General features: G+C 67.5%; 18 protein-coding genes and 2 tRNA genes. 12 read left to right on the top strand and 8 right to left on the bottom strand.

Annotated features, from left to right (window positions below):
- Positions 1–161 precede the first annotated feature (161 nt).
- The 5 genes from gyrB to C5O27_RS04575 all read left to right on the top strand — a co-directional run bounded on the left by gyrB (position 162) and on the right by C5O27_RS04575 (position 6,056).
- Positions 162–2,225 carry a DNA topoisomerase (ATP-hydrolyzing) subunit B gene (gene gyrB, locus C5O27_RS04595; RefSeq protein ID WP_035753888.1) on the top strand — a complete coding sequence of 688 codons (2,064 nt, stop codon included), beginning with the start codon at positions 162–164 and terminating at the stop codon, positions 2,223–2,225.
- Between the two features lie 44 nt (positions 2,226–2,269).
- Positions 2,270–4,759, top strand: coding sequence for a DNA gyrase subunit A (gene gyrA, locus C5O27_RS04590; RefSeq protein ID WP_127962033.1), 2,490 nt, complete (start codon positions 2,270–2,272; stop codon positions 4,757–4,759).
- Positions 4,760–4,862: 103 nt separating this feature from the next.
- Positions 4,863–5,780 (top strand): DUF3566 domain-containing protein, encoded by a 918-nt coding sequence (locus tag C5O27_RS04585; RefSeq protein WP_127962032.1) that lies wholly within the window; start codon positions 4,863–4,865, stop codon positions 5,778–5,780.
- 67 nt (positions 5,781–5,847) lie between these two features.
- A tRNA-Ile gene (locus C5O27_RS04580) sits at positions 5,848–5,921 on the top strand.
- Positions 5,922–5,980: 59 nt separating this feature from the next.
- Positions 5,981–6,056: transfer RNA gene (locus C5O27_RS04575), tRNA-Ala, on the top strand.
- Between the two features lie 68 nt (positions 6,057–6,124).
- On the opposite strand, the gene C5O27_RS04570 is transcribed toward C5O27_RS04575, so the two are convergent.
- Positions 6,125–6,691: a dihydrofolate reductase family protein gene (locus C5O27_RS04570; protein WP_127962031.1), complete on the bottom strand. Its 567-nt coding sequence runs from the start codon at positions 6,689–6,691 to the stop codon at positions 6,125–6,127.
- 76 nt (positions 6,692–6,767) lie between these two features.
- On the opposite strand from C5O27_RS04570, the gene C5O27_RS04565 reads away from it, so the two are divergent.
- Entirely contained in the window at positions 6,768–7,337 is a 570-nt protein-coding gene (locus tag C5O27_RS04565) for a TetR/AcrR family transcriptional regulator (RefSeq protein WP_127962030.1), read from the top strand.
- 6 nt (positions 7,338–7,343) lie between these two features.
- On the opposite strand, the gene C5O27_RS04560 is transcribed toward C5O27_RS04565, so the two are convergent.
- The 4 genes from C5O27_RS04560 to mrf are packed head-to-tail and all read right to left on the bottom strand — an operon-like array spanning position 7,344 to position 10,581.
- Complete coding sequence (locus tag C5O27_RS04560) at positions 7,344–8,063, bottom strand: type 1 glutamine amidotransferase domain-containing protein (protein ID WP_035753885.1); 720 nt, start codon at positions 8,061–8,063, stop codon at positions 7,344–7,346.
- Between the two features lie 35 nt (positions 8,064–8,098).
- Positions 8,099–8,932 carry an SDR family NAD(P)-dependent oxidoreductase gene (locus C5O27_RS04555; protein WP_127962029.1) on the bottom strand — a complete coding sequence of 278 codons (834 nt, stop codon included), beginning with the start codon at positions 8,930–8,932 and terminating at the stop codon, positions 8,099–8,101.
- Entirely contained in the window at positions 8,922–9,170 is a 249-nt protein-coding gene (locus C5O27_RS04550) for a hypothetical protein (protein WP_006361183.1), read from the bottom strand. The genes C5O27_RS04555 and C5O27_RS04550 overlap by 11 nt, the downstream gene beginning before the upstream one ends.
- A 31-nt stretch (positions 9,171–9,201) precedes the next feature.
- Entirely contained in the window at positions 9,202–10,581 is a 1,380-nt protein-coding gene (gene mrf / locus C5O27_RS04545) for a ribosome hibernation factor-recruiting GTPase MRF (protein WP_127962028.1), read from the bottom strand.
- A gap of 94 nt (positions 10,582–10,675) precedes the next feature.
- Between mrf and rpmB the strand changes: the two genes are divergently transcribed.
- The 4 genes from rpmB to rpsR are packed head-to-tail and all read left to right on the top strand — an operon-like array spanning position 10,676 to position 11,658.
- Positions 10,676–10,912, top strand: a complete 237-nt coding sequence (gene rpmB / locus C5O27_RS04540; RefSeq protein ID WP_035753882.1) for a 50S ribosomal protein L28 — start codon at positions 10,676–10,678, stop codon at positions 10,910–10,912.
- Complete coding sequence (gene rpmG / locus C5O27_RS04535; RefSeq protein WP_005200413.1) at positions 10,912–11,076, top strand: 50S ribosomal protein L33; 165 nt, start codon at positions 10,912–10,914, stop codon at positions 11,074–11,076. Before rpmB ends, rpmG begins: the two co-directional genes overlap by 1 nt.
- Complete coding sequence (rpsN, locus tag C5O27_RS04530; protein ID WP_127962027.1) at positions 11,076–11,381, top strand: 30S ribosomal protein S14; 306 nt, start codon at positions 11,076–11,078, stop codon at positions 11,379–11,381. Before rpmG ends, rpsN begins: the two co-directional genes overlap by 1 nt.
- Before the next feature lie 22 nt (positions 11,382–11,403).
- On the top strand, positions 11,404–11,658 hold the full coding sequence (gene rpsR, locus C5O27_RS04525) for a 30S ribosomal protein S18 (protein WP_006361186.1): 255 nt from the start codon (positions 11,404–11,406) through the stop codon (positions 11,656–11,658).
- Positions 11,659–11,725: 67 nt separating this feature from the next.
- Here the strand turns inward: rpsR and C5O27_RS04520 are convergent, their stop codons facing one another.
- The 3 genes from C5O27_RS04520 to C5O27_RS04510 form a co-directional block, all read right to left on the bottom strand.
- On the bottom strand, positions 11,726–17,212 hold the full coding sequence (locus tag C5O27_RS04520) for an ATP-binding protein (protein WP_127962026.1): 5,487 nt from the start codon (positions 17,210–17,212) through the stop codon (positions 11,726–11,728).
- 306 nt (positions 17,213–17,518) lie between these two features.
- Entirely contained in the window at positions 17,519–18,523 is a 1,005-nt protein-coding gene (locus C5O27_RS22910) for a DUF4190 domain-containing protein (protein WP_244216588.1), read from the bottom strand.
- A 56-nt stretch (positions 18,524–18,579) separates the two neighbouring features.
- The gene (locus C5O27_RS04510) at positions 18,580–18,759 is read right to left on the bottom strand and encodes a hypothetical protein (protein ID WP_035754030.1); all 180 of its coding nucleotides are present in this window, start codon (positions 18,757–18,759) and stop codon (positions 18,580–18,582) included.
- Between the two features lie 124 nt (positions 18,760–18,883).
- Here C5O27_RS04510 and C5O27_RS04505 point away from each other — a divergent pair, with 124 nt between their 5' ends.
- The gene (locus C5O27_RS04505) at positions 18,884–19,405 is read left to right on the top strand and encodes a peptidylprolyl isomerase (protein WP_005200422.1); all 522 of its coding nucleotides are present in this window, start codon (positions 18,884–18,886) and stop codon (positions 19,403–19,405) included.
- 215 nt (positions 19,406–19,620) lie between these two features.
- Entirely contained in the window at positions 19,621–20,337 is a 717-nt protein-coding gene (locus C5O27_RS04500; protein WP_035753878.1) for a rhomboid family intramembrane serine protease, read from the top strand.
- Positions 20,338–20,363 lie beyond the last annotated feature (26 nt).

Raw genomic sequence — 20,363 nt, 5'->3', positions numbered from 1 at the left:
GACCACCAAACGGCAGAACGACCGCCGCCTTCAGGCAACCCGGGAAGTCCCGGGCATACCTGTGTGCGCATCGACCTGCCCGCCCCCTGGTCGAGTAGATCGACGACGGATCTCGGGTACCTGGGATCCGCCGATGAGCAGAACAGGAGCGGACGCACCTCGTGGCCGACACCAACGACACCGGACCCAAGAAGAGCAAGAAGAAGCCGTCGGAGTACGGCGCGGACTCGATCAACATCCTCGAAGGTCTGGAAGCCGTCCGCAAACGGCCCGGCATGTACATCGGTTCCACCGGTGAACGCGGCCTGCACCACCTGATCTGGGAGGTCGTCGACAACTCGGTCGACGAGGCGATGGCCGGCTTCGCGAGCCGCGTCGACGTGACCCTCCTCGAGGACGGCGGAGTCCAGGTCGTCGACGACGGTCGTGGCATCCCGGTGGAGAAGCATCGGACCGGTGTGCCCACCGTCGAGGTCGTCATGACCCAGCTGCACGCCGGTGGCAAGTTCGACTCGGATTCCTATGCGGTGTCCGGTGGTCTGCACGGCGTCGGCATCTCCGTGGTGAATGCCCTCTCGACCAAGGTCGAGCTGGAGATCGCGCGCGACGGTCACAACTGGACACAGACCTATTCCTACGCCAAGCCGGGTGCCCTGGAGCAGGGCGATGCCACTCGCAAGACCGGTACGACGGTGCGGTTCTGGCCGGATCCCGACATCTTCACCGAGACCACCAGATTCAACGCCGAAACCGTGGCGCGTCGTCTGCAGGAGATGGCCTTCCTCAACAAGGGTCTGACCATCACGCTGACCGATCAGCGCCCCCAGGCCGTCGAGCCGCCCGGCGATCCCAACGGCGACGAGGACGCACCCACGACCGATGTCGCCGAGGTCGTCCTGTCGGAGACCGAGAAGGCCCAGGCCGCAGCCAAGCCGAAGACCCGGACGTACCACTACCCGGACGGGCTCGTCGACTACATCAAGCACCTCAACCGCACGAAGCAGTCGATCCACAACACGGTCATCGGGTTCAGCGCCAAGGGCGAGGGACACGAGGTCGAGATCGCGATGCAGTGGAACGCGGGTTACTCGGAGTCGGTCCACACCTTCGCCAACACGATCAACACCCATGAGGGCGGCACGCACGAAGAGGGCTTCCGCGCGGCGCTGACCAGCACGGTCAACAAGTACGCCCTCGAGAAGAAGCTCATCAAGGAGAAGGACGGCAAGCTCACCGGCGACGACATCCGCGAGGGTCTCGCCGCCGTCATCTCGGCGAAGGTCTCCGACCCGCAGTTCGAGGGCCAGACCAAGACCAAGCTCGGCAACACCGAGATCAAGGGCTTCGTCCAGCGCACCTGCAACGAGCACCTCGGTCACTGGTTCGAGGCGAACCCCGCCGAGGCCAAGATCATCATCAAGAAGGCCGCCGACTCCGCCCAGGCCCGCATGGCCGCGCGTCGTGCGCGAGAGATGGTGCGCCGCAAGACCGCAACCGACATCGGCGGCCTCCCCGGCAAGCTCGCCGACTGCCGCAGCAACGACCCCACCAAGTGTGAGGTCTACATCGTGGAGGGCGACTCGGCCGGCGGTAGCGCCAAGTCCGGCCGCGACTCGATGTATCAGGCGATCCTTCCGCTGCGCGGCAAGATCATCAACGTCGAGAAGGCCCGTATCGACCGAGTTCTCAAGAACGCCGAGGTCCAGTCGATCATCACGGCCTTCGGTACCGGCATCCACGACGAGTTCGACATCGCCAAATTGCGGTATCACAAGATCGTGCTGATGGCCGACGCCGACGTGGACGGCCAGCACATCTCGACGCTGCTGTTGACGCTGCTGTTCCGCTTCATGCGACCGCTCATCGAGCACGGTCACGTCTTCCTGGCGCAGCCGCCGCTGTACAAGCTGAAGTGGCAGAAGTCGGCTCCGGAGTTCGCCTACTCCGACCGCGAACGTGACGGTCTCCTCGAGGCGGGACGTGCCGCCGGCAAGAAGATCAACACCGACGACGGTATCCAGCGCTACAAGGGTCTCGGCGAGATGAACGCCAAGGAACTGTGGGAGACCACCATGGACCCGGCGGTGCGCGTCCTGCGTCAGGTGACGCTCGACGACGCCGCGGCCGCCGACGAACTGTTCTCCATCCTCATGGGTGAGGACGTCGCCGCACGTCGAAGCTTCATCGCCCGTAACGCGAAAGACGTTCGCTTCCTTGATGTCTGATCACGGATCGAATGGATTCGCAGTGATCGGAGAAAGAACACACAATGACTGACACCACCCTGCCGCCTGCCGACGGTGAAGGCGACCGGATCGAACCTGTCGATCTCGGCCAGGAGATGCAGAAGAGCTACATCGATTACGCGATGAGCGTGATCGTGGGCCGCGCCCTCCCCGAGGTGCGCGACGGTCTCAAGCCGGTGCACCGCCGCCTGCTCTACGCATCCTTCGATGCCGGTTTCCGTCCCGACCGCAGCTACGTCAAGTCGGCGAAACCCGTTGCGGAAACGATGGGTAACTACCATCCCCACGGCGACACCGCGATCTACGACGCCCTGGTGCGCCTCGCACAGCCGTGGTCGATGCGCTACCCGCTCATCGACGGACAGGGCAACTTCGGTTCACGCGGTAACGACGGCGCGGCCGCCATGCGTTACACGGAGGCCCGCCTCACGCCGCTCGCGATGGAGATGCTCCGTGACATCGGCGAGGAGACAGTCGATTTCACGCCGAACTACGACGGCAAGACCCAGGAACCGACGGTACTGCCGGCCCGGATCCCGAACCTGCTGATCAACGGCTCCGGCGGTATCGCCGTCGGTATGGCCACCAACATGCCGCCGCACAATCTCAACGAGGTTGCGGATGCGGTGTTCTGGGCGCTCGAGCACCACGACGCCGACGACGAGACGACTCTCGCCGCCTGCATGGAATGCATCAAGGGACCCGACTTCCCCACGGCTGCACTGATCGTCGGTAGCCAGGGCATCAAGGACGCCTACACCACCGGCCGCGGCAGCATCCGCATGCGCAGCGTCGTCGACATCGAGGAGAACAAGGGAACCACCACACTGGTGGTCACCGAGTTGCCCTACCAGGTCAACCCGGACAACTTGATCCAGTCGATCGCCGAGCAGGTCAACGAAGGAAAGCTCAAGGGCATCAGCCGGATCGAGGACCAGTCCTCGGACCGCGTCGGCATGCGCATCGTGGTCACGCTGCGTCGTGACGCGGTCGCCAAGGTCGTGCTGAACAACCTGTACAAGCACAGCCAGCTCCAGACCAGCTTCGGCGCCAACATGCTGTCCATCGTCGACGGCGTGCCCCGCACCCTGCGTCTCGATCAGATGATCCGCTACTACGTGGCGCATCAGATCGACGTCATCGTGCGCCGCACCCGGTACCGGTTGCGCAAGGCCGAGGAACGCGCGCACATTCTGCGCGGTCTGGTGAAAGCCCTGGACGCACTTGACGAAGTGATCGCGTTGATCCGCCGGTCGGCCAACACCGACACCGCGCGCACGGGCCTCATCGAGCTGCTCGACATCGACGAGATCCAGGCCGACGCCATCCTGGCGATGCAGCTGCGTCGTCTGTCGGCGTTGGAACGCCAGAAGATCGTCGACGAACTGGCCGAGATCGAGCTCGAGATCGCCGATTACAAGGACATCCTCGACAAGCCGGAGCGTCAGCGCGCCATCGTGCGTGACGAGCTCAAGGAGGTCGTGGAGAAGTACGGCGACGCGCGTCGTACCAAGATCATCGCGGCCGACGGCGACGTCAGCGACGAGGATCTGATCGCCCGCGAGGACGTCGTGGTCACGATCACCGAGACCGGCTACGCCAAGCGCACCAAGACCGACCTCTACCGCAGTCAGCGTCGTGGCGGCAAGGGCGTGCAGGGCGCGGGCCTCAAGCAGGACGACATCGTCAAGCACTTCTTCGTCTGCTCGACCCACGACTGGATCCTGTTCTTCACCACCAAGGGTCGGGTCTACCGGGCGAAGGCCTACGAGCTGCCCGAGGCCAATCGCACCGCGCGTGGCCAGCACGTCGCCAACCTCCTGGCCTTCCAGCCGGAGGAGCGCATCGCCCAGGTCATCCAGCTCAAGACCTACGAGGACGCCCCGTACCTGGTACTCGCCACCCGCAACGGTCTGGTGAAGAAGTCCAAGCTCGTCGACTTCGACTCCAACCGCTCCGGCGGTATCGCCGCGATCAACCTGCGCGGCGAGGACGAACTCGTCGGCGCCCAGCTGTGCAGCAAAGACGATGATCTGCTGCTGGTGTCGCAGAAGGGCCAGTCGATCCGGTTCCACGCCGACGACGAGACCCTGCGCCCCATGGGCCGGCAGACCTCGGGTGTACAGGGCATGCGGTTCAACGCCGACGACACCCTGTTGTCGCTCAACGTGGTTCGCGAGGACACCTACCTGCTCGTCGCGACGTCGGGTGGCTACGCCAAGCGCACCGGCATGGACGACTACCCGGTCCAGGGTCGCGGCGGCAAGGGCGTGCTCACCATCGCCCACGATCGCCGGCGCGGTGAACTCATCGGCGCGCTCATCGTCGACGACGACTCGGAGCTGTACGCGATCACCTCGGGCGGCGGTGTCATCCGCACCGCGGCCACGCAGGTCCGCAAGGCGGGACGCCAGACCAAGGGTGTGCGTCTGATGAACCTCGACGAGGGCACCACCGTCATCGCGATCGCCCGCAACGCCGACGAGCCGGAGGAGACGGACGCCTCGGAGTAGGCGTTAGGGTTGAGAACACGTGCAGCCGACCAGTCGGTGGCGGTAGAAAGTGACCCGACGCGTCGATGTCCATCGGCAGTGACGCCAGAGTGAGGGATTGCCTGTGAGCACACCGAACGAGCCGAGCCAGGAGCAGAACGGGCGCCCGTCCGGGAACCCGTCCGGTCCCGGAACGGGGACACCGACCGGTGGGCTGGTGCCGCCGTGGCAGCGCGGACCGGTCGAGGAATCGTCCGGTTCCGCGCCGACCGAGGCGTTCGGGCGTGAGGACGACTCGCGCCCGAACGCGCAGGACAACCCCGGCGGCCTGCCGCCGGAGTCTCGGGGCGGCCTGCCGCCGGAATCTCGGGGCGGCCCGCCGCCGCGGGGCATCGTGACCAACAGCGGCACGGCCGCGGCCAGCATGAGCGGTCAGCAGGCTCCCGTCACCAAGCTCGACAGTCCGCGTCGGCCGGGCTCCGCCGTCGCGACCGAGGAGCCCGGTTTCGTCGAGTCGCCGACTAGCACCATCGACCGGGAGAACCTGCCCGGACACGATCTGCCGGATCTCGATCAGATCCACCACACGGCCGATCTGAAGCGTCCTCCGGAGGCGCCGCCGGCCGCGGCACCGTCGAAGGTCGCGCCCCGGTCGGCACCGCGTCAGGTCGGGGCGGGTTCGGCTCTGCGCGCCGCGGTGCAGCTGCGTCGGATCGATCCGTGGGCGACGTTCAAGATCGCCGCGGTGCTGTCGTTCGTCGGATTCTTCATCTGGATGATCGCGGTCGCGGTGCTGTACCTGATCTTCGACGGCATGGGCATCTGGGATCAGGTGAACAACAGCTTCGGAACGCTCGTGGCGGACGAATCGAGCACCGCGGGGGATGTCATCGGGGCGGGTACCGTTTTCGGCGTGGCGGCTCTTCTGGGGGCCGTGAACGCCATCCTGTTGACGGCGATCGCGACGGTCGGCAGCTACATCTACAACATCTGTGCCGACCTCGTCGGCGGTGCCGAGGTGACGCTCGCGGATCTCGACTGAATCGAGCCTCTCACCAGCTGTTTTGGTTGGTGGGGGATCCGTCGGGTAACCTCACTTCTCGGTTCAAGGGCCTATAGCTCAGGCGGTTAGAGCGCTTCGCTGATAACGAAGAGGTCGGAGGTTCAAGTCCTCCTAGGCCCACTGCGACGGAAGTTTTCGGACTCCCAATTCGCATCCCGTCGACCGATTCCGGTCGGCACGGGGCCTTAGCTCAGTTGGTAGAGCGCTGCCTTTGCAAGGCAGATGTCAGGAGTTCGAATCTCCTAGGCTCCACCACTGCAAGAACCGCAACGCACCACCGGACCCCGGTGGTGCGTTTTGCTTCTCGGGCATATTCTCCGCACTCAGGCGCGGACATACTCGGTGAACGACACCCCGGTCTCGAACTCCCGGTTGCTGACCCGTTCGAACCGTCCCGGTGCGTACGTTCCGGGCGCGAACAGCGAGATCCCGTCCCCGAACAGCAGCGGTTGCCGTTTGAGCACCAGGCGATCGATCTCGCCGATCAACTGCGTCGCCAGCGACCCGCCCCCGCAGAGCCAGATGTCCTTGCCGCTCCGGGACTTCAGCTCCCGCACGAGTTCCACGGGATCGCGGTCGGTGAACGTCACGCCGTCGACCGGTTCCGGCTTTCGGTGGGTGAACACGTACTGGTCGAGATGCCGGTAGGGACTCGGCGCCACCGGCAGGCCGACCGCGTAGGTGTCGGCGCCCATGAGGACGGTGTCGAAGCCGCCGCCGCTCTGGTCGATCCCGAGGGCCGCCGCGTAGTCGGTCGGGATCGTGTCGGCGAAGCGCTCGTTGATGCCGACCATGTGGTCGCCCTCGACGAGAAAGGCGTCGAACTCGCCGTTCGGCCCCGCGATGTACCCGTCGAGGCTCACCGCCACGTAGTACACGAGTTCTCGCAATGCTCACTCCAATCACTTCAGATGTAGTGGTTAGGAATGTACAGCAGCTGTAGTGGTCGGCGCTATCGTTTTCGCTATGGCCCGAAACGACGAACGACGCCGCGCCCTCGCCGACGCAGGACTGACGGTGCTCGCGACAGCGGGCGCACGCGGACTCACCCATCGCGCCGTGGACCGGGAGGCGGGCGTTCCGCAGGGCACGACGACGAACTACTTCCGCAACCGCGCAGCGTTGCTCCAGGGGCTCGTGGAGCGCATCGGTGAGCGACTGGCGCCCAGCGACGAGTTCATCGCCGCACGGGCAGGCCAGTCGCCCAGTCAGAAGCTGTTCGCGGAGTATCTTCGCAACATCGTCGAACGACTCCTCGCCAACCGGGAGGTGACGATCGCCCTCATCGAATTTCGACTCGAGGGCATCCGCCGACCCGAGGTCGCCGAGATCATCGGGGAATGGCGTCGAACGGGCTTCGCCGGCGACGTGGCGTTCAACGAGCAGGCGGGCCTGCCCGGGTCCGCTCGCGAGATCGCGCTCTTCCACTACGCCGTCGACGGCCTGGTCCTCGACCGGCTGACCGGACCGCTGATGCCCGAGGAATCGCTCGACGACATCGTCGACGCGCTGGTCGACGGACTGCTCCCGGCCTAGAGGCCGCTACGCGGATTCCTCCGCGACCTTCTTCACGCGGTGCAAGACCTCGCGGGCCAGCTTCTCCGACGACGCCGGGTTCTGTCCGGTCAGCAGGTTGCCGTCGGCCTGGGTGTGCACCGTCCACGGCAGGCCGAGCGTGACCTTGAAACCCTCATGGGTGAGCCGGTTCTCGAGTAGCCAGGGCGCCTTGTCGGCGAGTCCGGCCTGCTGCTCCTCGGCGTTGCCGAAGCAGGTCACCGTACGACCGGAGAACACGTTCACGCCGTCCTCGCCCTTGGCGGCCAACAGGATCGCGGGTCCGTGGCACACGATGCCGATGGTTTTCTTGGCCTGGTCGGCGGCGATGAGGAGCGCACCCGCGTCAGCGTCCACCGCGAGGTCCTCCATCGGCCCGTGCCCGCCGGGTACGAACACCGCGTCGTAGTCCGCGACGTTCACGTCGGTCAGGGCGATCGGTTTCTGCAGTTCGGGGGCGGTGTCGAGCACGTTCCGGATCTCTTCGGCCCGTTCCACGGATCCGACCGCATCCGGACTGAGGCTGCCCTCGTCGACCGGGGGACGCACGCCGCCCGGGGTCGCGACGGTCACCGGGTATCCGGCCTCCCGGAACACCTCGAGTGGTGCCACCGCCTCCTCGGCCCAGAAGCCGGTCTTGTGACTCGATCCGTCGTTCAGCGTCCATGCGTCGGCGCCGGTCATGACGAAGAGGATGTTGTGCGTCATCTTGCGCTCCTTCGGTTGGGGTGACCCGGGGCGGGTCAGTTGAGCCCGGTGAGTTCCGCTGACTTCTCCCACAGTCCGTCGATGAGCTTCTGGTCGTGTGCCTGCCGGTTCTCGAGCCCGTTCGGCTTGTGCCGGCTGAAGTACACGCCGTTGACCGACGGATCCGCACCGCGTTCGGCGAGGGCGATCAGCGGTGCGGCGCCCTGCTCGGGAGTGATGGTCACCAATCGGGTGATCGGTGAGCGATAGGCGAGTCCGACGAACCGGGAGTCGCGTCCGAAGCTCGTCGCGGCGGGACCGGGATGTACTGCGGCGGAATAGATCTTGTCGTCGGACCACCGCTGTGAGATGCCGCGGGTGAACTGGATGTTCATCAACTTCGCCGTGCCGTAGGGGCGGAGGGCCAGCGCTCGGCGCTTCTCGAAGTCGAGATCGTCGAAGTCGACGCTGCCGGCCAGATTGCCGACGCTCGCCGTGTTCAGGACCAGTGACGAGCCGGCCGCGGCCAGCCGGTCGCGCAGCAGGTGGGTCAGCAGGAACGGAGCGAGATGATTGATCTGGAAGTTCGGCTCGTGGCCGTCCGCCGTGCGGTCCTTGTGATCGAAGGTGCCGCCCGCGTTGTTCATCAGGACGTCGATGGACTCGACGCTGCCGGAGATCTGCGCGGCCAGATCACGCACCTGGGCGAGGTCGGCGAAGTCGGCGGTGAACGACGTCGCGCCGGTCTCGGCCGCGATGGGCGCGAGTTTCTGCGGGGACCGGCCGACGAGGATCAGATTCGTCGACGGTCCGGACAGCGCGCGGGCCGCGATGGCACCGATGCCGTCGCTGGCACCGGTGAGGACGATGGTCCGCTTCTCACTGGCCATCTGCCGTGCCCTCCGATCCGCCGACCGCGTGATCCTTCGGAGCATCGGTGTCGGCCGGCGCCGCGTCGTAAGCAGCCCTCTCCTCCTCGATGCGCTTGGTCTCACCGACGGGGGCGTCGCCGGACGTGGGCAGCACCGAGTCCGGACCATCACGCTCCGCGGGCTGCTCGGGCATGTCGGGGTCGATCTTCAGGTCGTCCTCGGTCGTCGTCCACTCGGGCTGCTCGTTGTCGGCCATCCCTCCACCATGCCTGAGGATCGGCGAAACGTCACCGGTCGTCGTGGTGGTCCTCGGTTCGCCCGTTGCCGGATCGGCGGTCGGCGGCCGGGGCGTCGACCATCGGCGCCTCGACGTCGACGTCGTCGCACGGGTCCGCGTGAAACCGGCCGAACGGATCGTCCAAGGTGTCCCAGAAATCCTGTCCCGCGGCCAGTTCCACCTCGTTCAGGCAGGCGGCACGCAGCGCTTCGTCGATCTCGTCGGGGTCGCCGCGGTGGACGAGCACCACCAGCGAAGAGTGGCGATCCCCGAACGTGTCGTCCCAACGCAAGGCCCCGAGTGCTCTCCGTTCGGGTGAGACCCGGGCGAGCTCGTCGTCGTCCATCGCGGCGAGCCACCGACCACCCGGCGCGACGCGTAGCCCGCCGCCGGCCGACTCCAGCCACAGCGCCTCGTCCGGCTGGGTCGCGACCCACAGGCGTCCTCGTGCGCAGACCACTCCGTCGAACAGTGAGTCGATCGCATCGTGCAGGCGGCCCGGGTGCAGGGGCCGGTCGGTGTGGAACTCCATCCAGGTGACACCGCAGTCGGGATCGAGGGAAGGCTGGTCGACCAGGAGCGGGTCGTGCGGCCCGTCGATGCGCCCGCGCCGCGACGAAGGCGGGATCGCGGCGACCAGCTGCTCGACGAGCAGGGGAGTGAGCGGCCGCTCCGGCAACTCGAACATCATCGGCGCCCTCGGTGACAACCGCTTGAGGACCGCCATGAGGCGAGCGGACTCCCAGGCGTCCCGGGCCGCGGGATCGCTGCCGACGACGACGAGGGCGTCGGCGAAGGCCACCTGACCCACCGCGACCTGTGCGAGGGTGCGCTCGTCGTCGGGCGGTACGGGCAACACCTCGCACAACCCGAGATCGCCCGTCGCATGGTGCAGCCAGAGTTCCTCTGCGACAGAGACAATCGTCGATTCAACCCGCACGTCGTGGGCCGCCGGTGCCGCGGGCGTGTCGGGCTCGTCGTCGACGACCACATGCTCGATGGACCACGCGATCCGTTCCGGTTCCAGGATCGGGTCGAGGGTGAGGACGATGCGTCGAACCGACGATCGCCGGTGAAGCCGTCTGAGCAGGGGCAGCAGATCCTCGCGCAGCGTGCACGACACACAACCGTGAGCGAGTTCGATCACCGTGACCCCCTCACGGCGGCGGCCGTCGGATTCGCGCCAGGTCAGGGTCCGGATCACGCGCCCGTCCCCGACTCCGCTGAGGTCGTGGTGGACCTGCACCGTGCCGGGATCGGACGTCAACGCGTCTCCGATCCGGCGAGATGTGGGTCGGTCCAGGCCGGTCACCAGGATGACGGGCGTTCGGTTGTCGGCAGGGAGGAATCGCATCTGCCCGTCCTCGGGATTCAGGTCGGCCACGTCCACACTCCAGACTATTGAGAATCATTTCCATTTAGGTCTGGTCGACGGTAACGTGTCGACGACGCTAATGCCAATAATTGTCAATAAGGAGGACGGCATGTCACGACGATGCCAAGTCACCGGGCGCGAACCGGGCTTCGGTAAGCAGGTCTCGCATTCCCATCGACGCACGTCTCGTCGCTGGGACCCGAACATCCAGCGCAAGCGGTACTTCGTACCCAGCGAGGGGCGGTACATCACCCTTCGGGTCAGTGCGAAGGGGATCTCGACCATCGACCGGTACGGGATCGAATCCGTGCTGCGCACCATGCGTGCACGAGGGGAGAAGATCTGATGGCGCGCAATGAGATCCGACCCATCGTCAAGCTCCGGTCCACGGCCGGCACCGGTTACACCTACGTCACCCGGAAGAACCGCCGCAACGATCCGGATCGCATGGTGCTCCGCAAGTACGACCCGGTCATCCGCGCCCACGTCGACTTCAAGGAGGACCGCTGATGGCGAAGAAGTCCAAGATCGTCCGCAACGAACAGCGTCGCGAGGTGGTGGCCCGATACGCCGACCTCCGCGCGGAACTCAAGCGGACCATCGTCGCACCCGACTCCACCGGCGCCGAACGGGCGGAGGCCCAGCGTCGCCTGCACGCCCTGCCACGCGACGCCAGCCCGACGCGCCTGCGCAACCGGGACGCCATCGACGGCCGGCCCCGCGGCTACATCGGCAAGGCCGGGTTGTCGCGGGTGCGGTTCCGCGAACTCGCGCATCGCGGTGAGCTGCCCGGCATCCACAGATCCAGCTGGTGAAAGACCCGAACAGGAGGCGTTCATGAAACGCAGACCACGCCGCGACGACGAACGTCCGGCCCGCAAGAAGAATCAGCTGTCCGCGCTCGGCATCCGGACCGACGGCCGGAACCCGGTGGACTACAAAGACGTTCAACTTCTCCGACAGTTCCTCAGTGACAAGGGACGGATCCGGAGTCGACGGCTGACCGGCCTCACACCACAGCAACAGCGCCAGGTCGCCACCGCGATCCGCAACGCCCGGGAGATGGCGTTACTGCCGTACAACTCGCGCTAGGTGCCGACACAGCACAACGCCGCCCCCGGTTCGGATTCGAACCGGGGGCGGCGAATTGCGTTGTGTGTCAAGAACTCACGGCGTGCGAGTCCTTCTTGCCCCAGGCCGGGGAGTTCTCGATCGCACCGATGATCCGCGGGCGCAGCTCCTCGGCGCGGATGACGGCGTCGACCGAACCGACCTCGACGGCGCGCTGGATGCTGTGCACCTTGTCGAACTCGGCGGCGATCTCGCTGATCTTCTCCGCACGGACCGACTGCCGGATGTCGGCGAGCTCGGCGTTCAGGCTCGAGCGATCGGTGCCGAAGGACTCGGCGACGCTCGTCTCCAGCTCGCGGACGCGCGGATCGGCGGCGACGCGCTTGGCGACCTCACCGGCGAACACCACTGCGGCGGCGGGCGCGCCACCGAGCACGGAGGCAAACGAACCGTCGATGGCCAGCACGGTCATGTTCGGGTTCAGAGCCTTCGAGAACACCACGAACGCACCGCCGTGGTAGCGCGAGATCACGCAGAACACGATCGGGCCGCGGAAGTTGACGATCGCGCGACCGATCTCGGCGCCGTACTCGAGCTGCAGCTTGCGCATCGACTCCGGCGAACCGTCGAAGCCGGACAGGTTCGCGAGCACGACGAGCGGACGATTCCCGCTGGCCACGTTGATCGCCCGGGCGGCCTTCTTCGACGACTGCGGGAACAGCGTGCCCGCGGTATAGGTGTCCGGACCGTCGGTCGGCTTGTAGCCACGACGCGCGACCTCACGCGACTCGATGCCCAGCATGCACACCGGGATGCCGCCCAGGTGGACGTCGCACACGACGGCCGTCTCGGCGTCGGCCATGCCCGCCCAGCGTTCCAGGACGACGTGGTCCTGGTCGGCGACGGCGCGTATGACGGTGCGGATGTCGAAGGGCTTCTTGCGATCCGGGTTGTGCTCGCGCGAGAAGATCTGACCCACCGTGGTGAAGTCGCTGCCCGCGAGGACGTGCGGGTAGTCCGAGACGTCGCGGTCCGACGGATCGGCCGTGTCCGCCCGGCGCGGGGTGCCCTCGCCCGGCAGCACGTACGTGTGCTCGTAGTGGGACATCAGGACGTCGCGGGCCGCACCGAGATTCGGCGCCCAGTACTGTGCCTGGCCGTTCGGGCCCATGACACGGTCGAAGCCGCCGATGCCGAAGTTGTCCTCGGCCGAGACGCCGCCGGAGAAGTCCAGCGACTGCTTGCCGGTGAGGACCATCGCCGAATCGGGGGTCATCACCAGGATGCCCTTGGTGTGCATGAGCATCGTTGCCTCGGCGTTCCAATACGGCTGCGCACCGACGTTGATACCCGCCACGACGATGTTGATCTCGCCGCCGTCCTGGGTGTACTCGACGACGCGCTTCAGTGCACGCGCGACCCAGTCCATGTTCTCGGTACCGGAGTCCATCGAGATGCGGGCGCCCGAGGACAGTGCGTACCACTCGAGCGGCACCTGCATCTGCTCGGCGAGATCGAGCGCGGCGATGACGCGGCTGCACTCCGGTTCCGACAGTGCGCCAAGCGATTTCGTCGGATCACCGAGCAGGACCACGCGGGTGACGCCCTCCGGGAACTTCTCGGTCGGGGTGGTCACGACACCGGCGACCATCGCCGCGGTGTTACGACCCTTGGGCCGGTCGACCGGGACCAGGCGATGCTCGGCGTCGAGGTCGTATTCGGTGAAGTCACCGAGGATCTCGGCCAGCTCGTACGGGTAGACGGTGTTGCGTGCCGCGGCGCGCTTGACCTTCTGGCGGTACTCGTCGACGGGCTCGATGGGCGCGTCGGTCGGTGCGGTGACCTTCACCTCGAACTCGCCGGTCGCGGTGAGCGAGAAGTGCACCGAGACCTTGGTCAGCTCGCCGGAGTCGGGATTGCGGCGACGGGCGATCACCTGGACCTCTTCCAGGCCGATTCCGCGTGTGACTCCGCTGATGTGATCGGCGATCGTGTCGAGGATCGACGCGTCGTCGTCGATCGGCGGCCAGACGTAGAGGACGATCCGGTTGGTGCTCGACGGCCGGGCCGCCCCGCGCTGGGCGCGGCGGATCGAGTCGGCACACGAGGCGAGTGTCGCCTCGGCGGTGGGAAGCGTCAGCAGACGTCCGCCGGGCTCTCGGACCGCGGTGAGGTCGCGGACCTGGGCGAAGGCGATGAGTCGCTCGTCGGACGGGTTTTCCCGTGCGACACAACGGAAGAGGTACACCTCTTCGTCGTCGGCCGACGGGAGTCGGGTGAGGTCGAACTTCCGCAGCCGCTCCATCCGCATCCGCTGCGCGATGTGCGGGTGCAGACCGCGGATGAGGCGTTCCTCCGCCATGCCGGTCGCGGACTGACGGAAGGTGACGTGATGATGCATTCGCGCGTCGCCGCGGCCGGCCACTGTGATGGTGACCCGGTGGACCTGCGGTGGGAGTGCGGCGTTCGAGATGGTCTCGTGCAGGGTCTCGGCGAGGGCGTCGAAGCCGCTCGGCTGCTGCTCCCAGCTGAGGTAGATGTCGGCGTCGACCGCGGCGGCGCCACGGGCGAGTTCGCCGAGACCGTTCAGCGCTGCCGGCAGGCCCGCGAAACCGACGGCCGCGGACATCAGACTGCCGCTGTCACGGTCGGCGACGACGAAGGTGGTGCCACCGGCCTCGTGGTTGCGGATGTCGGAGAGACCCTTGTTGCCGTAGTAGCGACGGGTCAGGACCTCGAGCATCACCTGGTTGTCGGTGGTGCCGCGTTCGATGCGCTGACCGAGGAGGCGGACGAGTGGCTCGGTGCTGCGCACCATGTTGTCGACTCGCTCGTCGCGGTCCGCGGCGTTCGGGTTCTCGTCGAGGTAGCGCAGCTGCTTGCGGACGTTGCTGTACACGCGGGCACGGTCGCGGAGCAGCAGCGGCTGGCCATACCAGGCGTAGACGACACCGCGGGCGAGGTCGGCGATGGCCGGGTAGCGCATCTGGGTGGCGGCGATCAGTCGGTCGAGGGCGGGGCCCACGTCGTCGCGCAGTTCGTCGCGCGGCGTCGGCTCCTGCAGCCATTCCCGCAGCAGGGTGGTGATGACGGTGACCGATCCGGCCGGGTTCTGCAGGGCCAGGAAGATGCGGAAGACCGCGGCTTCCAGCTCCGGGGTCCGGTCGAGCTCGGTGACGCCGTAGTGACGCAGCGCCCGGCTGAGCTGGTCGTGGAAGGCGGCGGGGAGCCCGTCGCGCTCCACGTCGAGGCTCTGCAGGTAGGTGTGGAAGTTCTCGCGGGCACTGTGCACGTGCTCGACGCCGAGCTCGTCGCTCGACGGGCGGTTCTGGCTCAGCTCGGCGAGGTCGGCGAACACGGTGATGAGTTCGAGCTCGTCGGCGAGAGGCCGGCGACCGCTGGCCATCACCGCACGGCGCACGGCGAGGTAGTCGTCGAGCAGACGGGTGGCCTCGTTCGAGTCGACGTCGAAGCCGAGGAGCTGCGCACGCAGGTCCTCCTGGGTGCGGGTGGTGCGCTCGTGCGCCTCGACCTCGGGTTCGGTGGGCAGGTCGAGATCGACGCCCGCGACCTCCTCCGGGGCCTCGTCGCCGTCGTCCTCGGTCAGCGGCTCGAGACGCAGCAGCGTCGCGCCGGTCTCGACCTGGGTGCCGACCGACACCAGGCTCTCCTTGAGCCGTGAGCGGACCGGTGCGCGCAGCACGGTCTCCATCTTCATCGATTCGAGGACCAGCACGGGTGCGCCCGCCTCGACCTCGTCGCCGACCTGCAGCGGAGTGGCGACCACGAGTGCGGGTGCCGGCGAGCGGACGACGCCGCCCTCGTCCCGGCTGACGCGGTGGGTGATGCCGTCGACGTCGACGAGGTGGACGGGTCCGTGGGTGTCGGTGACGAGACGGAACCGTTCACGGTTGACCACCAGCTGGGCGGCATGTTCGTCGAAGCGCTCGAGCTCGACGTCGGCGGTGCGGGTCTCGGTGCCGGCCTCGATGCTCACACGGAAGCGGTGTGCGCCGATGCGGGCGACGCGGACGCGGTAATTGGCGCCGCGCAGCTTCAGGTCGAGGGGACGGCCGCTCTCGTGCTGGACCTGCGGGCGGCCGCCCGAGGCGGTCGACATCAGGCGCTGCTGCTCGACCTTCTCCTCTTCCTCGTAGGCGTCGATGGCCGCCGCGGTGAGCGCGATCGCCGAATGCTGGTTGGCGACCAGGCCGCCCTCGGCACGGACCCGGTCGATCCAGCCGGTGTCGGCGCTGCCGTCGATGACCTCGGGCTGGTCGAGCAACTCGAGCACGAAGGACTTGTTGGTCGAGCCGCCGGCGATGATCACGCGCGTCTCGCGCACAGCGCGGCGGAGGCGTCCGAGTGCCTCGTCGCGGTCGCGGCCGTAGGCGATGATCTTGGCGATCATCGAGTCGAAGTCGGCGGGGATGGTGTCGCCCTCGCTGACGCCGGTGTCGACGCGGATACCAGGGCCGGCCGGTAGTTCGAGGAGGTTGATGCGTCCCGGCGCCGGAGCGAAGTCGCGGTCGGGATCCTCGGCGTTGAGACGGGCCTCGATGGCGTGGCCGCGCTCGGTCGGCGGCTCGCCCTCGAGCTTGCCGCCCGAGGCGACGTGCAGCTGGGCACGCACGAGGTCGAAGCCGTTGGTGATCTCGGTGATCGGGTGCTCGACCTGGAGGCGGGTGTTGACCTCGAGGAACGCGAAGAGCTTCTCGCCCGGGTGGTAGAGGAACTCGACCGTGGCGGCACCGCGGTAACCGACGGCGACGGCGAGGCGCTCGGCGGAAGCCTTCAGCTCGGCGACCTGCTCCTCACCGAGAACGGGCGACGCCGACTCCTCGACGACCTTCTGGTTACGACGCTGGACCGAGCAGTCGCGGACGCCGAGCGCCCATGCGGTGCCCTGACCGTCGGCGACGACCTGCACCTCGACGTGGCGCGCACCGGTGACCAGGCGCTCCAGGAAGACGACGCCGCTGCCGAAGGCCCGGGCGGCCTCGTCACGGGTGCGCTCGTAGGCGTCGCGCAGTTCCTCGTCGTTGTTGACCACGCGAATACCGCGTCCGCCACCACCGGCGGTGGCCTTCAGCATCAGCGGGTAGCTGATGTCGGCGGCTGCGGCGAGCGCGTCGTCGATGGTGTCGACGGCACCGCGGCTCCACGGAGCGACCGGCACGCCGACCTCCTCGGCGATCAGCTTGGCGCCGATCTTGTCGCCGAGCTTGCGCATCGCGTCGGGCGACGGGCCGACGAAGGTGACGCCGATCCGCTCGCAGAGTTCGGCGAAGACCGGGTCCTCGGCGACGAAGCCCCAGCCGACCCACGCCGCGTCGGCGCCGGTCTCGAGGAGGGCGCGCTCGAGCACCTTCATGTTCAGGTACGGGCGCGACGCCGCCGGACCGAGGTCGTACGCGATGTCGGCCTCGCGCACGAACGTGGCGGCGGCATCGACATCGGTGTGCAGGGCAATGACCTCGATCGGCTGCCCCGTCTCGGCGGACAGGCCACGGACGGCATGGATGAGGCGCATTGCGGCCTCGCCACGGTTGACGATGGCGATTCGGGAGAACATCACCGACTCCTTCGGTTCGTCGTGCCGAGGATGTGTTCGGCACACGCGAGGTGGTTCAACAGATCGATAGTTGCGGACCGAAGCCATTACGCGCGAGTACGTTCACGCGCGTCGGCATCGGGTCGTCGCGACCCAGCGGCTCACCTGGACCGGGAACGTGCTGGGTGGAGACCCTTTTCGGCTATCAGATCTTCCTACCGAAACAGATTGCGATTCGGTGCCGATCTGCGATCTCCGATCGGCGAATTCGGTGCCGTACCGACTGTGACCGGGGTCATGAAGGTTGCGGCACCGGCCGGGTGCGGGTCAGGCGGCGAAGAGAATCCAGCTGTAGATCAGCAGGCCGAACACCAACACGCCGAGGTAGGCCCAGCCCAGCCAGATCGCGACGTCGGCGAACGGCAGACCGGACTGTCCCCGGGTGCGTCTGATCTGGCCACGGGCGCGGTAGCCGAGCACGAGTCCGATGGGGAACGTGATGCCGAGCCCCGAGAGAATCAGGGCCCACACGGCCAGGCGATTGAGGCGTGGGCCGGACTGGGGAGCCACGTTGTCCTCCGGATCGTCCTCGAATGCTGAGTTGTTGTCTGCAGAGTAGGCCTGGGACACGGGTGTGAAGACCGTGTGGTCGTCGGAGCCGGGCGTCTCGTCGTCGTGTTGCTTGGCGGGGGCTGCCGAAGCGGCCGGCGGCTTGACGAACATGGTGGCGTCGGCCGCGTCGGAACGTCGGGTCTCGTCGTCGAGCGCAGCAGGGCGTGACCGGGGAGGTTCCGGCCGCGACGGTGCCGGTCCCGGACGGGCACCGACGGCGTCGGGTCCCGGAACGCCGGTCCTCTGCGTCGGATTGCCCTGTGGCAGATTCCCTTGTGACGCAACAGGATTGGTACCCGGCGGTGGGCGGTGTCCGGCCGGGGGGCGACCGGCGGGATTCATCGGTCCGGGGTTGCCCGGCGAACTGCCGGGAACCGGTCGCGGACGTGGGCCGGTCGTGTAGGCGCCGGCCGGACGCGGGGGAGGCTGCGGACGGGGGCCGGCGGGCTGACCGGGGCCGCCCGGACCGGGCGGACGGGGACCGCCGGGCGGGGAGGGAGCGCTGATCGGCGCACTCGGTACGCGCTCCCAGGGCGCGGTGCCGTGGGATCCACCGGTGGGAGCCGGGCCCGAAGAACCGGGGCCGGTCGGACCGGGCCGGGCGGGTTCGGGGTCGCGGGGCTTCGCGTCGTCGGACATCGACCACAGCTCGCGTGCCCGCTCGGACGCGCCACCGAGGGAAGTGGGCGTGTTCGGAGAGCGCTCGTCGTCTGAGGTCACGTGTTCAAATTACCTGTGGATGCCGCCGGCGCCCGGATCGACCGTCGGCGGTGTCGTCACGAGGCCTGTGATTCTGTGCTCTCCGCGAGGGCCTCACGGACCTCTTCGACGCGGGGAACGGTCGGCGAGACCGGTGGCGGATCCTGGCGTGCACGACGCAGGATGACAGCGCCGACACCGGCGGTGAGCGCCGCTGCGAGCACAGCCAACGCGGCGACGAGGTAGTTCTTCGGCATGTCGACCAGAGTGCCAGCCCGGCCCCCGCCGATGCCACCTCCGGCGATGTGACCCTGCGCGCGCATGTGCGGTCGAGAGCCACGTCTTGACCATTGAAAACTGCACAAGTGGTTGGATGGAGGGGTGACCACTCAGAAAACCTCCGCAGTCATCCACACCAACCGCGGCGCCATCAAGGTCGACCTGTTCCCGAACCACGCGCCCAAGACCGTCGAGAACTTCGTCGGCCTGGCCGACGGAAGCAAGGATTACAGCAAGCCGAACGCATCCGGCGGCAACTCCGGCCCGTTCTACGACGGCTCGGTCTTCCACCGTGTGATCGCCGGCTTCATGATCCAGGGCGGCGACCCGACCGGCACCGGCATGGGCGGTCCCGGCTACCAGTTCGGTGACGAGTTCCACCCCGAGCTTCAGTTCGACCGTCCGTACCTGCTGGCCATGGCCAACGCCGGCCCGGGCACCAACGGCTCGCAGTTCTTCATCACCGTCGGCCCGACCCCGCACCTCAACCGTCGCCACAGCATCTTCGGCGAGGTCACCGACCCCGAGTCGCAGCAGGTCGTCGACGCCATCGCGACCACGTCGACCGATCGTCAGGATCGTCCGCTCGACGCCGTCGTCATCGAGAAGATCGAGGTCAACTGACTTCTCCGGAACACACCGTCCCGCAACGGGCGGTGTGTTACCGGCATCCCGACCGCCCCACCGGCCTGTCCTGCAGCCGGTGCGGGCGGCCGGCGTGTCCGGACTGCCTTCGACCGGCGTCGGTCGGCCAGCACTGTCTCGAATGTCTTCGGGACAGTGGCGTTCAGAGGGGCTTCCAACAGACGCCGGCCTTCGGTGACCGCGGAGTGCGACGGATGGCGACCACTCGCCTGTCCGCGGGCAAGCCGTACGTCACCTACACCCTGATCGGGATCAACATCCTGATCTTCCTGCTGTGCGCCGTTCAGGCGGGCAGCTTCGGCGACCCCGGGGCCGCCACCATATTCAGCTCCGGAGATCTCCTCAAGAGCGACGTCGCCGCCGGTGAGTACTGGCGCCTGCTGACGTCCGGCTTCCTGCACTTCAGCGTGATGCACGTGGCCGTCAACATGCTCTCGCTCTACATCCTGGGCCGCGACCTCGAGCTCGCGCTGGGAATGTCCCGCTACCTCGCGGTCTATCTGATCGCACTGTTGGGCGGCAGTGCCGCCGTCATGCTCTTCGAGAACGATCGCGCCCTCACCGCAGGCGCCTCGGGCGCCATCTACGGCCTGATGGGCGCGATGCTGGTGGTCATCCTCAAGGCCCGCGTCTCGCCGGTGCCCGTCCTGTTGATCATCGGGTTCAACGTGGTGCTGTCGTTCTCGCTGCCCGGGATCTCGGTCCTCGGGCACCTCGGTGGACTCGCCTTCGGCGCCGCGGCCACCGCCGCCATCGTCTATCTCCCGGGAATGGTCCTGCCGGAGAGGCGTCGGACCCCGGAGGCGGCCAGCCGGGTCGGCTGGATCGCGCTCGCCGCGCTGGCCGTCGTCGCGCTCGGCCTGGGGGTCGCCGGCGGGATCACCTACGACGGACTGACCTACATCCGCTGACGGGCCAGGCGTCGAGAGCCGGCCCG

This window comes from Gordonia alkanivorans (assembly GCF_004011905.1).
Classification (GTDB): domain Bacteria; phylum Actinomycetota; class Actinomycetes; order Mycobacteriales; family Mycobacteriaceae; genus Gordonia; species Gordonia alkanivorans.
Note: the sequence above shows the minus strand (reverse complement) of the source record. Positions and strands in the feature narration are given on the sequence as shown.

What these genes read in the sequence shown, in the direction of transcription:
- rpsN (WP_127962027.1), top strand. Translation starts at nt 11,076, where the DNA reads ATGGCGAAGAAGTCCAAGATCGTCCGCAACGAACAGCGTCGCGAGGTG.
- C5O27_RS04560 (WP_035753885.1), bottom strand. Translation starts at nt 8,063, where the DNA reads ATGACGCACAACATCCTCTTCGTCATGACCGGCGCCGACGCATGGACG.
- rpmG (WP_005200413.1), top strand. Translation starts at nt 10,912, where the DNA reads ATGGCGCGCAATGAGATCCGACCCATCGTCAAGCTCCGGTCCACGGCC.
- C5O27_RS04565 (WP_127962030.1), top strand. Translation starts at nt 6,768, where the DNA reads ATGGCCCGAAACGACGAACGACGCCGCGCCCTCGCCGACGCAGGACTG.
- C5O27_RS04500 (WP_035753878.1), top strand. Translation starts at nt 19,621, where the DNA reads ATGGCGACCACTCGCCTGTCCGCGGGCAAGCCGTACGTCACCTACACC.
- C5O27_RS04555 (WP_127962029.1), bottom strand. Translation starts at nt 8,932, where the DNA reads ATGGCCAGTGAGAAGCGGACCATCGTCCTCACCGGTGCCAGCGACGGC.
- C5O27_RS04510 (WP_035754030.1), bottom strand. Translation starts at nt 18,759, where the DNA reads ATGCCGAAGAACTACCTCGTCGCCGCGTTGGCTGTGCTCGCAGCGGCG.
- gyrA (WP_127962033.1), top strand. Translation starts at nt 2,270, where the DNA reads ATGACTGACACCACCCTGCCGCCTGCCGACGGTGAAGGCGACCGGATC.
- rpmB (WP_035753882.1), top strand. Translation starts at nt 10,676, where the DNA reads ATGTCACGACGATGCCAAGTCACCGGGCGCGAACCGGGCTTCGGTAAG.
- C5O27_RS04550 (WP_006361183.1), bottom strand. Translation starts at nt 9,170, where the DNA reads ATGGCCGACAACGAGCAGCCCGAGTGGACGACGACCGAGGACGACCTG.
- rpsR (WP_006361186.1), top strand. Translation starts at nt 11,404, where the DNA reads ATGAAACGCAGACCACGCCGCGACGACGAACGTCCGGCCCGCAAGAAG.
- C5O27_RS04520 (WP_127962026.1), bottom strand. Translation starts at nt 17,212, where the DNA reads ATGTTCTCCCGAATCGCCATCGTCAACCGTGGCGAGGCCGCAATGCGC.